This window comes from Haloarcula amylovorans (assembly GCF_004681185.1).
In the GTDB taxonomy this organism is placed as follows: Archaea; Halobacteriota; Halobacteria; order Halobacteriales; family Haloarculaceae; genus Haloarcula; species Haloarcula amylovorans.
Genome location: NZ_SRIF01000011.1, coordinates 38,819 through 52,504, shown reverse-complemented (window position 1 = coordinate 52,504; position 13,686 = coordinate 38,819). Strand labels below are relative to the sequence as shown.

At 59.6% G+C, this 13,686-nt stretch carries 10 protein-coding genes; 3 read left to right on the top strand and 7 right to left on the bottom strand.

The window, feature by feature from the left end; all coding sequences use genetic code 11:
• Positions 1-80: 80 nt before the first annotated feature.
• Positions 81-869: a CbiX/SirB N-terminal domain-containing protein gene (locus tag E4S61_RS22320; protein WP_135306128.1), complete on the top strand. Its 789-nt coding sequence runs from the start codon at positions 81-83 to the stop codon at positions 867-869.
• A 121-nt stretch (positions 870-990) separates the two neighbouring features.
• Here the strand turns inward: E4S61_RS22320 and E4S61_RS22315 are convergent, their stop codons facing one another.
• The gene (locus E4S61_RS22315) at positions 991-1,986 is read right to left on the bottom strand and encodes a DMT family transporter (RefSeq protein ID WP_135306127.1); all 996 of its coding nucleotides are present in this window, start codon (positions 1,984-1,986) and stop codon (positions 991-993) included.
• Between the two features lie 599 nt (positions 1,987-2,585).
• Here E4S61_RS22315 and E4S61_RS22310 point away from each other — a divergent pair.
• Positions 2,586-3,239, top strand: coding sequence for a ribonuclease HI family protein (locus E4S61_RS22310; protein WP_135306126.1), 654 nt, complete (start codon positions 2,586-2,588; stop codon positions 3,237-3,239).
• Between the two features lie 381 nt (positions 3,240-3,620).
• Here E4S61_RS22310 and E4S61_RS22305 read toward each other — a convergent pair whose 3' ends face one another.
• Entirely contained in the window at positions 3,621-5,024 is a 1,404-nt protein-coding gene (locus tag E4S61_RS22305; protein WP_135306125.1) for a GAF domain-containing sensor histidine kinase, read from the bottom strand.
• A gap of 595 nt (positions 5,025-5,619) precedes the next feature.
• Here E4S61_RS22305 and E4S61_RS22300 point away from each other — a divergent pair.
• Positions 5,620-6,183, top strand: coding sequence for an OsmC family protein (locus E4S61_RS22300; protein WP_135306124.1), 564 nt, complete (start codon positions 5,620-5,622; stop codon positions 6,181-6,183).
• A 358-nt stretch (positions 6,184-6,541) separates the two neighbouring features.
• Here the strand turns inward: E4S61_RS22300 and E4S61_RS22295 are convergent, their stop codons facing one another.
• The 5 genes from E4S61_RS22295 to E4S61_RS22275 are packed head-to-tail and all read right to left on the bottom strand — an operon-like array spanning position 6,542 to position 13,658.
• Positions 6,542-8,404, bottom strand: a complete 1,863-nt coding sequence (locus E4S61_RS22295) for an IucA/IucC family protein (RefSeq protein WP_135306123.1) — start codon at positions 8,402-8,404, stop codon at positions 6,542-6,544.
• Positions 8,405-8,406: 2 nt separating this feature from the next.
• Positions 8,407-9,771: a lysine N(6)-hydroxylase/L-ornithine N(5)-oxygenase family protein gene (locus E4S61_RS22290; protein WP_135306122.1), complete on the bottom strand. Its 1,365-nt coding sequence runs from the start codon at positions 9,769-9,771 to the stop codon at positions 8,407-8,409.
• Complete coding sequence (locus E4S61_RS22285) at positions 9,764-10,414, bottom strand: GNAT family N-acetyltransferase (protein WP_135306121.1); 651 nt, start codon at positions 10,412-10,414, stop codon at positions 9,764-9,766. Before E4S61_RS22285 ends, E4S61_RS22290 begins: the two co-directional genes overlap by 8 nt.
• The gene (locus E4S61_RS22280; protein ID WP_135306120.1) at positions 10,411-12,237 is read right to left on the bottom strand and encodes an IucA/IucC family protein; all 1,827 of its coding nucleotides are present in this window, start codon (positions 12,235-12,237) and stop codon (positions 10,411-10,413) included. The genes E4S61_RS22285 and E4S61_RS22280 overlap by 4 nt, the downstream gene beginning before the upstream one ends.
• On the bottom strand, positions 12,234-13,658 hold the full coding sequence (locus E4S61_RS22275) for a pyridoxal phosphate-dependent decarboxylase family protein (RefSeq protein WP_135306175.1): 1,425 nt from the start codon (positions 13,656-13,658) through the stop codon (positions 12,234-12,236). The genes E4S61_RS22280 and E4S61_RS22275 overlap by 4 nt, the downstream gene beginning before the upstream one ends.
• Positions 13,659-13,686: the final 28 nt, after the last annotated feature.

The window sequence follows — 13,686 nt, the reverse complement described above, 5'->3', positions numbered from 1 at the left end:
ACTTATTTGATAGTCCGTCTCGACCGGTAAGACAACCCGAATTGGGTTAGCACAAATGAAATTGTGCGCGTGGATGACCCATGACAACCGAATCAATCCTGCTCATCGGCCGTAATACGAGAAACGCTCACGAAGTGCTCGAAGCACACGCCGGCCGTCTCAACCGACGAGCTGTCGTCGACGACGTCGAGATAGCGACGTACGAGAGTGAACCGATCCGCGAACTCAAAGAGGAGTTCGAGCGGATTTCTGCGGATACAGTGTATGCAGTCCCGATGTGTGCTGCACACAGTCACGACACGATTGACGGTGTCCCCGCTGCGCTCTCCTATATCTCCGGAGATGTCCACTACTGCGAACCACTCGGTCAGAACCCGGCCATCACCGAGGTGATAAAAGAGAAAGGAGCAAGTCTGATTCCGGCATCTGACGACGTCTCTCTCATTCTCGTTGGGTTCGGGAGTAGTTCGAAACCGTACCACCGGCAAACGACCGACTATCACGCGGCTCGACTTCGAGAACAGTCGGGGTACGGAGAGGTGCTGACCTGCTATCTCCTCCAGAACCCCACAGTCGAATGTGTGCGGTACAATACTAGCAAGAACCAGTCGGTAGCTGTCCCCCTCTTTCTGACACGAACCGAAGCGACCGAAAGCCGGATTCCCGACGAACTCGAACTCGCACGCGGTGGCATCGAGTATGCCGATCCGCTTGGAGCGCATCCACGAATAACGGACGCCGTTCACTCGGAGGTCGAAAAGCAGCGCGCGCTCGCTGGCGATGACGCCGAATCGGCAGCCTCTTTCGAAGCGCAATTGACCCGGACACAACGCCCGGTCGCAACCGACGGGGAAGGGCTTCAGCGGTAATTGTTCGGGTCCCACGACGAGATTCGTTCTAAGTTTCCGATTTGATTCTTAGGCCGACTGAGATACCGGAACTATCCGACTTAGAGAGGTGGTGTAATACGGATTCTACTGTGAGATCGTCTCAGTCATCACCGTCGACCCGCTCGCCATCCGACGATGGGCCACGGAATCGCCGCCAGAGACGAGCAAGTTCTGTGCCAACGACCTGTCGTTCGATGAGCGCGAACCCAGCAACGACGACTAGAAATCCAACGCCAGTCCAGACCGAGACTGACGATTCAAGTACGACCCAGCCGGTGAGCGAAGCGAAGACAGGCACGACGTAGGCCACCAGATTTGCACGGACTGGCCCAATCCGGCCAATGAGTCCGAAATAAATCGCGTACGCGACTGCTGTCGATGGAATCCCAAGTGACAGCAGACTCAGGACCGTCACTGGTTCGAGCGCGAGCAGATTCGGTTGTGGTTCCCCGATAAGCAGACTGCTCGCGTGGAGGATCACTGCACCACCAGCCATGGCCCACGCGGTCAACGCACTGCTCGCCATTCGCGGACCGACACGCTGGAGTAACACGCTTCCCAGGGCAACCGCCCCAGCGGCACCGAGGACAAACAACTGTCCGATCGCACTCGCATCAGTAAACGTCGACGGCGATGGCTGTACGATGATAATGACACCACATAGCGCAATCCCAATCCCGACTGCCCCGAGTCGGGAGAGCCGATCGCCGAGCAACCACCACGCGAAGATGGGTGCCACTATCGGATTGAGGCCGTACATGACGGAGGCTGCAGCAGGTGTCGTGGTGACTTGGCCGAGGAACAACAAGCCGTTGTTGAGTGCGATGAGAAACACCGCTCCGGCACCAATCCCGAGGTAATCACCACGTGTCCTCGGTATCCACGCGGATCGCTCGCTCGTCCCAGCGATGTACGCTAACAGGACGACGGCAGCGATATCAAAGCGCAGACCCGCGAACAAGATCGGTGGCAGTTCACGGAGGCCCGCCTTTATCGCAACAAATGACCCACCGAAGAGGGCGGCAAGGAGAACGAAAAGAACGGTATCTCGATACCGGGGAGAACGGACGACTCGTGACCAGCGGGCAGTCGACACACGGAAGATACTCGCCGGAAGAATAAGAGGCTAAGGGGAATATCGGCAGCAAGCGTTGCCGTCCAGTGCTGGCCCACTCCCCCAAAAGTGCCAAATAAGGTAGTGCAACTTGGGTATTATCGAATACCCTATTTCTAACTACCCTGACGCCATCATTGTGATAGGTCTAGACCGTGAACCTCTGGAAGCGTTCGTCGACAGCGATGCGGACATCGCGACCCTTCGATAGTGGTACGACACCGACGACCCCCACCGCGTTCTGATGAGTGATGTCTGCCGAGCCCGACGACCGCCGAGAGCGTGCCCAGCCGCGACGATCTACGCATGCAATCGACAGTGAGAGTTACACTGTCCTCGGGAAGCCAAGTTGTCGCGTCACTGCCCTCACCGCTCTGAAGGTCAAGCACTAGATGCAGTGGGGTGGTGGGCCATCCAAGTCCCCGGCACCTATATTGCGAGTTGCAAGAGTGCCGAGCCATCTGAAGATATTATGCCGCTGACCACCGTAGGTTCTCTATGCAGCGGTTCGACCAGTCACTAAACACTTCAGAGAGCAAGGATGTGCGGACCTGGAGCCAAAGCCTGCCGAGGCAAAGAGCGTGACCGAGGACCCCCTCCCAGCAGAACACCTCTCGCCGCTTGCCACGCTCATCGAGGAGGTACTCGCGGACGTCGGCTACGAAATGCCGGCGGCCACCGACGCTATCAACGACGCTGTCCCCGGCCACGGCGGTCTCTTCGACCCCGAAACCTCTTCGACCGAGTTGCGTGATGCACTCGAAGAGCTGCTGGCGTCGGAACTCACCCATCCACCCATCCCCGAGCCGACGGACGATACCTTTGTTCTCTACGTCGATGGCAGTTCACGTGGAAACCCCGGCCCAGCGGGCGCGGGCGCGGTCATTATGGACGCTGAAGAGAACCAACTTGCCCGTCTTAGCCGGCCCGTTGGCTCCCGAACAGGGAACAACACTGCCGAGTACGTCGCCCTTCAGCTCGGGCTTGCCGAACTGTTGACTCGCTACGAGCCACGCAGGCTGGACGTTCACATCGATTCGATGACAGTCATCCATGATGTCTGGGGAGGGGATGACCCAACAGTATCAGGCGTCGAAGCGTACAGTGAGGCCATAATGGTGGCCCTGGCAAATATCCCGGACCACCAGTACACGCATCTAGCCGACAGCGACCCGAACCCTGCCGATGCACTGGCAACAGTAGGAGCGGATATCGCAGCATTTGGACCGGGATAAGACAGCTACGCCGCTCGAAATTCGAACTCTAAGTTCTGTTGTGATCTGTAGAAGCGAATGGATTCTCGTGCGGACTCTCCACTTCTGTTCAGCATAAGATACATCCTATTGTCACTGTTTCAATACGGGTGAGAGTGGAGTAGGTGAAGAGCGGATTCGTAGACGACTCACTACTGAGAGACTACGCGACGACTGATCAACAGTCCGAGAGAAAGACGGCACGTCTGTCAACCGCCTCGGGGTCAAGTGGTTCGAGACGCGAAGCGTCTCGTCATCACGGACGTCTTCGATTTCCGTACGACCCCGAGGTACTCGGCCTGCCCCGCCTGTAGAGATTGCGAGGAGCCAAATGAAGATCGGATAAAACGCGGTGCTAACCGCTCAATCCTCTTGTTCGAGGAGACCAACATTCTCGAACTCGAACCGGGCACCACCAGTGACACTCTCGGTCAGCGTACACGTCCAGCTGTACACATTCGCCAATTCTCGCACGAACGCCAATCCCAATCCGGTTCCACCTTCCTTAGCAGCCGTCGTGAAGCCAATGTCGAATACATCGTCTCGATTGTCTGCGGGAATTCCTGTCCCGTCGTCTGCAACGTAGAACCCGGTCGAGAGGTTCCCGATCGTGACAGTCACATCACCCCCGCCATGCTCGACCGCGTTCTTGAACAGGTTCTCGAGGAGATGCCGAACATACGTGTCTTCGGCCTGTAGAACACGGTCGGTGTCTACCACTAGCGTCGCCTCCGGAGCGTTCACACGCGACCACACATCGCGGGCGACGTCCGCGAGGACAACCGTGTCGTTCTCGCAGACTTCATCATGACCACGGGCCAGTATTAGTAGGACATCAATTATGTCCTCGATACGATCGAACGCCTCTCGAACGTGTGTTGCGGCGCCCGTCTCTGGATCGTCCGAGAGTTGCTGACTGTAGATTTGGCCGACGGTGAGGGGGTTGCGGAGTTCGTGAGCTAGCATGCTCGCGAACGCGTCTAAGCGTTCATTTTGGGCCTCCAGTTCGGCTTCACGTTGCTGTCGCCGAATCTCGGTGAACAAGATGTTGGCGACGCTCTGAACAAACGCTACATCGTCGTCGGTGTAGGTTTCGGGGGTCGTGGTATGGACGCCCAGAATCCCCCATGGATCGTCTGGCGTGCCAATGATAGTGCTGATACCGCTTTTGACATCGTGGGACGTGAGTAACTCCGGTCCGGTAAACCGATCTTCAGTTGGGAGGTCGGTGACGACTACGGGTTCTTCGCTGAGCAGAGTGTACCCCGCTTGTGAGTTTTGTTCGGTCTCAACTGTCGCCGTCCCGACAATACCGTCATGCCACCCCACGCCATTCCGGAGTAGCAACTCGTCATTGGCTGGCCGAAGTTCCAAGATCTTGCAGTAGTCGTGATCGAGTGCGTCTGCTACGCGCTCAACCGTTTTGTCAAATAAGTCGTCGAGGGGGAAATTCTCTAGCGCTAACTGCGCAATTTCCGCTAACACATGCTGTTGTTGGGTTGGGTTCGGGCCCGTCTCTCTAACATGGATTGCTGGATCAATGTGGCTCTCTCGCGAAAATAGATCGTGGAGGAAGGTAGCGATTGGATTTTGAGGCGTAGAAGAGTACATACTGATACTTCGTAGATAGGCTACTGAGAAAGCCTTTTTGGCTCTGTTGAAACCCTCTTCACGTCTTGCGGTTTTGTATAGGGCGAGTTTCTGTGGCTTTGGTCGTGAGCGGCCAAGAGAGAACCTCTCCCAAATGTTAGCGACGAATGGTTTCAACACGGCCGCCTTTTTGTTGCCTTAGTAACCCGACTTCAGTAACAGTCTCGCAATCGCTCCATAGCTATTAGGTATCTCAATTCCAGCTTGTAGATCACTTGAAAATCGTGAGCAGTACTTCAATCTCTCTGGGTTGATAAGTATGAGTCAGAATTCACCATCAGATTCCGTCCAATCCGAGACGCTCGGCGTGGAGAGCAGCCTCGAAGCACTCCGGTCGAGCCCCGCGTTCCGCGGCCCGGTTGAGCCACACGAGGGGCAGAACTCCAATGACCATATCGCCCTCATTTACGAGACTCCAGAAGAGGCAGAAAAACGAGCGTCTGGAGAGTTTCGCGAGCATGCTAGCTCACGAACGTTTCATCACATGCTGGGTCAAAGCAGGGGACTGGTGAATTCTCGTCATCCAGAGTGGCTGGTTCGTCTTGGAAGTGCTTTTCTTTGCAATCTATAAAGTTTTCAACAAATTCTCTACCAGCAAACGGGATGGCTGACTACACAGTAGCTATCTCGGAGGAGTCGGCACGAAACTAGACAGTAGACACTGATATGCGGTTATGCTCTCAGCAGTTGACTCTAGTAGTGGTGATTCAAAATGGCAACCACCGAACCGACGAGAGTCAATGGCGTCGACGTCTCCGCGCTGGAAGGCGCGGTCGAAGCAATTAGTGACGACCCCGAGGTCGGGCGATTCACATTCCGGGCCGAAACAGCGTGGCAGGACGCGCTCAAGTCCGTAACGACGATCGATGAGTTTGACCAGGCAGGCGAGACGATCCACACCCAAGAATTCACGCTGGAGGGGGACGAACCCGAACAGATTCTTGGCGAACGCACCGGGCCAAATGCCGTCGAGCTACTTCTCGGCGCGCTCGGGTCGTGTCTGAGCGTCGGCTACGCGGCCAACGCTGCGCATATGGGTATCACGCTTGAGGAACTCCGATTCGAAATGGCGGGTGACGTTGATCTCCGCGGGTTCCTCGGTATCTCCGAGGACGTCCGTCCCGGCTACGAGTCGATTACCTGCACGGTCTACGTGACCGCCGACACCTCCGAGGCGGAACTCGCGGAACTTCGCGAGCGCGTTGAAGCGACTTCGCCAGTAATGGATGCCATTATGAACGAAGTCCCGCTTGAGACCCGCCTCGTCGCGGAGTAACTCGCTCTTGGCTATTGTTCGCTGGCATCGTCCACACGATATTGCTGGTGATCTTGGCCTCTGCACACTTGTGGCGGCCATCGTTGGCCCAGTATGCTGGAGGTATCGGTTGCAGCCCAACCATGATAGAGACAGATACTATTCAAGAACTGATCTGGCTAGTAACCGACTACCAGTGTGACTCGCAGTCTGGGTACTGCGATGCTTGAGTAATTGCCGCTCACCTCGATACGACGCCGTCGGTGACTCCTGTAACGTTCGATAGCGGAATGACACTTTCTTGCCCATCAGCTGTCGTTCTTGCTGTTCGATGTCAATAAGATGACTTACCGAACAGTATTCGATCTGTTCCTCGGCGTCAGTTGTCAGACGCGCTGGGCGGGTCGGCACGCTCAGCGGGTGCCGCGACCCCCGCAGCGACCTCGTGGAGCGGATTCGTGACCATCCCGTGCTCAGATGCGTGCGGGCGACCAGCTGCATCGTCGTAGCCATAATCGAGGATGCGGTTGCGATTGAGCGCCAGTTTCGTAAACTCTGGTTGGAGCAGGTCAAATAATTCGAAACGGTCCGTCAGTTCGGGGAACTGTGATTGGTAGTTAAGGATGGCCGCACGCGCATGCGTCCAGAACTCCTCTTCAGGGTAGTCTTTCTTCTCTTCGAGGATGTCGGCGACGTAGCGGAGGACACAGACGAACAGTCCCGAGAAGATGAACTGGCAGAGACCTTCCGGCGGCTCCTTGCGGAGGACTGCCTCCATTTCCTCTGAAAGCGCGTCGAGTTCAGGGAGCGGCTGGTCGCTCACGTTTACGTCATCGGCGAAGTCCTTAACCGCGAGACGAACAGGGAGGCCGTCCTCAACGACGAGAATAGTATTCTGACCGTGCGGGGAGAAGACCGTCCCATACCGGTAGAGAAAGTGGAGGAGTGGTGGAAGCACCGTCTCGAAGAACGTCTCGAGCCACTCGTCAAGGGTGAGGCCGGATCTCTCGACGAGTCGCGAGAGGTACGGTTCGCCCTCCCCATCGACGTGCATCAGCGCCGAGAGGGTGACAGCCTCCTCGCTGTCGTCGAGGAAGGTGTAGATGGACTCACGCCACACCGCTCCCAGTAACTCGTGGTATTGGTAGGGCGATCCCTCGATGCCGACGAAGTCGTCGTGGTTGTAGTTGACGCCGGCAATTTCACCGGGGAGAATGAGCCCCTGCTTCTGCAGAAAGTCGTCCTGCGCGTAGATTGCCTTAATATACTCTGTAATTGCGGGGGCGATTTCCGTGCGTTCCCCAGGGAGACCCCGCCAGACGAGCGTGTTGAGAATGCGCATCGGCACTTTCACGTGGTGTTTCGCTTCCTCGTCAACGTTGACAAAGGTGCGTACCGATTGCTGGGGAAGATACTCGTCGGGCCCCTCACCCAGCGGGACGATATCGTCGTTCGCGATGTCGCCAGGGAACAGCGGGACGATGCTGTTCTCCCACTGCCAGTCGTGAACTGGAATGAAGTAGTAGGCGTCCGGGTCGAGATCTCGCTGGCGGAGGTGGTCCCGAAAGCGATCGTAGTAGTCGCCGAGTTCCGACTGTACGAGCGAGTCATGGTCGACGTCAGGCGTTCCAGTAAACGTCGCCTCGTCCTTTCTGACGGCGACCCACGAGAGCGTCACCGATTCCTGCAACTCGGGCGCATACTGGCGGTAGTCATCATACCCCCAGCCGAGGCGGCCCTTATTGTATGTGATCCACGGATGCCCCTCCATCTCACCTTCGAGTTCAGCGTAGCCGAGGGCCGTCGGGTTGAAGCCCTCGCGGTCGCGCTTTTTCGCTTCGATGTGCGCGTCGGCGAGGAGCGTCCGCTCGTATTCGCGGATGAGGTTCCCCGCGGTGAGTGCGTCAAGGTCGACCGTGGCTTCGAGGTCGCGGAGATAGCGGATGGGGTCAGTGGCAGATTCCCACTCGTCCTCGTCGTCCGTGTCAGCTGCGCGGCGCTCGATAGAGTCGCCGTCGATGGAGTAGCTGTCGAGGAGTCGCTCGGCGGCATCGAAGCGATAGCTCGCCGGGCCAAGGTCAATCCGATAGGTGTGTCGTTCGTCGCCAGTGGCTACCTGCTTGGGGAGGTGTATCTCCTCGTAGCTGAACTCCTCGAGCATCTTCGTGAGTAGACGGCGCTCAACCGTCTCCCAGATTTCGGGGGTCAGTGCGTTCTCGCGGATGGTATCGTTAGCGTCCATAGTTAGTCGTTCTGCGTAGGTGCGGTCGTCTCGCTCCCGTGACGGGAGGTGTCGGGCGCGTGCTCGACGAACTGGTCGAGCGAGAAGTCCTGGAACACGGTGTCCGAATCCTCGGGATAGGCCTCGCGACCGACCAGCCGATTGACGAACTTCGTGTTTCGGTAGCAGCCGAGTCCGAGGTCAGGGACGCCGACGCCGTGGGTGTGAAGTTCAGCGTTCTGCAGGAAGACGTCACCTGGATGGTCGATTTCGAGGCGGTGGTCTTCGGTGACTTCGTAGCGGCCCTTCGCGTCCCAATGGATGGCGTTCTCGATTGGTTCGAGCAACGCGGGAATCGGGCGGTCGTAGCCGGTGCCGAGGACGACGACCTCGGACTCGTGAACGAAGTCCTCCTCGGTCTGCCACTGGTGACAGTCGAGGGCGTAGGCGTTACCGACAGAAGCGATATCACCCACCTCTGTCATCGCGAACATCCCGACATCGGGGTCACGGTCGCCGATAGAGCGCCGGTAGAGTAGGTCGTAGATATCGGCGCTCGTTCCAGGATCGACGCCCTTGTAGAGGAGATTCTGATTCGGAATGAGGCCGTCTTTCGTCTCCTGAGGGAGGTCGTAGACGTACTGCTCATACTCGGGCGTGAAATGCTGGAGGCCGAGTTTCGAATACTCCATCGGGAAGAACCCCTCAGACCGGGTGAGCCAGTCGAGGCGGTAGTCATGGTCGACCTGCCGTTCGAGGAGGTCTTCGAACACTTCGGCAGCGCTCTGTCCCGACCCCACAACAGTCACGGAGTCAGCGTCCAGCACGCGCTCGCGGTTGTAGCGGTACTTCGCGGTGTGGAAGACATCCTCCTCGGGGTGGCCCCGGAGGTGCTCGGGGAGTTGTGGGCGCGAGCCGATGCCCAGAGCGAGGTGCTCGCCACGGTATTCGAAGCGTTCGCCTGTGTCGGGGTGATGGGCGGCGGCGACGTAGTGCTCGGCCTCGTCGTCCCATTGCACCTCGGTGACCTCTCGGGAAAACTGAGGGGTGTCGAGTTCATCGACAACCCACCGGAGGTAGTCGTTATACTCCCGACGGGGGACCTGGAACGTCTCATAGAAGTAGAACTCGTAGATGCGCTCCGTCTCCCGGAGATAGTTGAGGTAGCTGTAGTCGCTGGTTGGGTCAGCGAGAGTGACAAGATCCGCGAGGAACGGCACTTCGAGGGTCGTCCCTTCGAGGAGCATCCCTTCGTGCCAATTAAACTCGGCGTCGCGCTCGAGGAAGACGGCGTCAACGTCCACCTCAGCGGAGTCGAGCATGGCAGCCAGCCCGAGGTTGAACGGGCCGATGCCAACACCAACGATGTCCCGTACCTCGTCAGTCATCAGTAGCCACCCCCGAATCGGTGCCCTGCGCAGGCATCGCCGTCGCGTCGGTGAGCACCTCGGACTCGAAGCGCTCGCGCTCGCAGACCAGCAGAACAGCATCCTTTTCGGCCTCGTCGAAGTGGAACTCCGTTTCGGCCTCGAATCCACACTGCTCGAAGATGTGGACCGCTTTCTCGTTGCGGGCGTCGGGTTCCGCGATGATCCGGTGGGTCTCGGGATGGCGGAACTGCATCGCGACGACGGCCCGCAACAGGGAGAGCGCATACCCTTGTCCGAGATACTCCTCGGGACCCAGCAGGAGGTGGACGCCTTGGTCGTGTGGCGCTACGTCGTAGTGGTTCGCGACGTCGTCCTCGGCGGCCCAATAACACTCCCAGTAGCTCATCGGGACGTGGTTGAGACTCCCGATGTAGGGCGTGAGATGGTCGCTTGCGACCTTCGAGCTGAGCGCCTCGCGGAACTGGGGGAGCGGCAGGTCGAGTTGCCAGTAGGGCTTCACGTGATTGCTCCCGAGCCACCGGTGAAGGCGGCCGAGATCGCGCTCGACGGTGGCCGGGCGGAGCGATATTTGCTTACCGATGTGCCGATCGTAGGTCTGATAGTCGTAGTCGCTGGCAACGACTGCATCCGGTCCGGTCATGAGTTAGTCTCGGTAACGATGGGGTTCTTCACGTCGGTATACACCGACTGGTTCTCGAGATCGTTCTCCAGTTCGTCTAACCCGCGAAAGCGGGTCAGCAGGTTCGCCTTACACGGAATCGTCTCGTCCTCCAGCAGGGGGGCGAGGAAATTCGAAGAGGGTCGGTCGTAGTGCTCGCGGGCGCGCTCCAGTTCTTCTCGGAGGAGCGTAAGCAAGCGCGTCTCGTCGGCGACGCCCGCACAGCCGAGCGCGTTCACGACGTCGAGCGCGTTGTTCAGGACGACGTAGTAGCGCAGGCGCTCGTCGGCGATGGCGTCCGCACAGACGGTGTCGGCCCGTTCGCCGACGCCCGGTAGGTAGTCGTCGACGCGGGGGTACTGCGATTCGGGGAAGTAGAACCCCTGATTATCACGGTAGCGGAACTCGTCGGGGTAGCCCCCGTCGTCGAGGGTGAGTACCGAGTTCTGCTGGTGGGCCTCGACGCCGACGCCCTGCACGAGGTAGAGCCACAGAACGGGCCGAATAACGGTTTCGAGGTACTGACGAAACCACTCCGAACTCACGTCCGCGACGTCGCGGCCCTCGCGCTCGGCGATACCCGTGATGATGCGGCCGATTCGGGATTTGCCTCGAATCGCGTCCTGACAGAGCGCGGCGACGGGAGTCGCGTTTGTAGCGGCGTCGCCTTGGAAGGGGTTCACACGAAGGAGCGTCTCTAGTCCCGACTCTCGCTCGTCCCCGGTGTCGAGTGCGAGGTACGCCGGATCGCGAATAATCTCGAAGTCCGGGAACTCGTCACGGAGTTCGTCGCCAAACGCAGTATCAAGGAGTTCCGCGACGGCGACCCCCCGCTCTAACTCGGGGCGCTTGTTCGTTCGGACGGAGTTGGTTATCTTCACGTTCAACGAGGACTTCACCATGAACGGCGCGTCCTCGGCATAGAGCGTTCGGACTGAGGTAGTCGAGGAGAACTCCCGCCCCACTGCACCAAGGTGGTCGAGCCCGTCGCCGAGTGTGTCCTGTATGTGGGACTGGTTGAGCAAGTAATCTGCCTGCCATGGGTGGACAGGCAAGAGGATGTCCTCGCTCTCGACGTGTTTAGCGACGAACGACTCAGGAACGGTTGGATCCTCTCGGAGTTCGGCTTTCACCCACTCGGCAGCGCTCACATCGAGCGCAGAGTCCTGCGAGACGAGCTCGGAGTCGGCCCGGAAGTAGTGAAGCGGGAGCGACCCGCGGAGCTCCGGAGCGTACGTCTCGCGTTCGTGGTCGGCGATGCCCTGTCTACTTTTGGGCGTCGGATGGCGGTGGTGGCCAAAAACAAGGGCCTGCTCGGTGTCGCGAAAGGAGACCTCGTCGCCGTACAGGCGCGCCTGATCCCGCTGCCGGGCCTCGACGAACCGTTCGACGTTGCGTTCGCTCTTGAGTACTCGGAGGAGCAGTTCGTCCGGTACAGCCTCGCCACCTTCAGAGAGCGTGAGATCCTTCACGACGAGCGTCGCGAGGGTGGCGGCATCGGCTGCTTCGGCTCGGCCATCAGGCAGTCGGTAACGTACGGGCGTCTCGAAGAGATGGCGCTCGGTCGGGGAGCGGTAGGCCAGCGGTGCTAGCAAGTCGGCGCCTTGTGCCCCGAGGGTGGCACGGAGCAACCCATCAGGACCGGGCTCAACGCCAGCCACGGAATCCGTGTGGACCATGTACTCGCCTGTCTCACGGAGGTAGCAGTTGAGGAAGGCATGGACGGTGGCGTCGTCGGCACACTTGATGGGGTCGACGGACCCGTCACTCGCCCCGCGTTCGCGGAGTGCAGCGTCGGAGGTCATGCTGTCACCTCGCGTTGGACTTCTTCGACAGTCGAACCGCACTCCCGAATTGCCTCGAGCGTCTCGGCGACGTCGTCGAGCGTCGCCGTTGGATTCAGCAGGGTGAGTTTCAGACTCGTCACGTCTTCGACTTCAGTACGGGCGACGACGGCGCGACCATCGTGTAGAATCGTTTCACGGACGGTGGCATTCAACTCGCTCACGGCTTCTTCGTCCAGCCCCTCACAAGGCCGGTAGCGGAAGACGACGGCGTTCAGCGCGGGGTCGTTTACCAGTTCGAAGTCATCGGCATCGTCGAGGAGCGACGCGGCGTCGTCCGCGAGCTCGAGCGTCGATTCGACGAGCCCCCCGAGCCGGTCACGACCTAGTGCACGGAACGCGAGATACGGCTTGAGCGCGTCGAAACGGCGAGTCGTCTGAACCGACTTTGCGACGAGGTTGGGGACGCCCGCCTCGTCGTGGGCTTCGGGATTAAGGTAGGCGGCGTTGCGCGCCATCCAGCGGAACTCGTCGGCGTCACGGAGGAGGAGCGCTCCACAGCTGATAGGCTGGTAGAACAGCTTGTGGAAGTCGACAGCGACCGAGTCGGCGCGCTCGATACCCGCGAGGCGGTCGGCGTACTCGTCGCTAAGCGCGAGCGCCCCGCCGTAGGCGGCGTCGACGTGGAACCAGACGTCCCATTCGGCAGCGCGTTCGGCGAGTTCGGCCAATGGGTCAATACTCCCGAAGTCCGTCGTCCCGGCGGTGCCGACGATAGCGAACGGCTCACGGCCCTGCCGGTCGAGTGCCGACAGCGTCTCGTCGAGCGCCTCGGGGTCCATCCGATAAGTATCATCAGTCTCGACGGTAACGACGGCGTTCTCGCCGAGTCCGAGATGGTGGGCCGCCTGCTCAGCAGTGAAGTGAGCCGCCTCCGAACAGACGACACGCAAGGACTCTGCCTCCGTCGGGAGACCCATGTGCTGGACATCACGGCCGAAGCGCTGGTCGCAATAACGGTCACGGGCCAGCAGGAGCGCCTGAAAGTTCGACTGCGTGCCTCCGCTGGTGAAGACACCGTCGGCTGCCACCGGCAGGTCGAAGAGGTGGCCGAGCGCGTCGATGACCCGCTCTTCGAGGATGGTCGCAGCGGGTGCCTGATCGAAGGAGTCAAGCGACTGGTTCGTCGCCGAGAGCAGTGCTTCGGCCGCCAGACCCGGCACCATCGGCGGGCACTGAAGATGGGCGGTACACCGCGGATGCGAGGGGTCGACCGAGTTCGCGAGAACGCGTTCGGCTACCTCGTCGATGGCGACGTCCAGCCCCACGCCCTCCTCCGGGACCACGGGGTCGTCGAACTGATCGGCGAGGCCCGTAGGCGTCGCGCCCGAGAAGGGGTCGTCGTCGACCACGTCAAGGACGGCCTCTATCGAGCGCTCCATCGCCGCGCGATAAGCCTCGTCGCCAGCC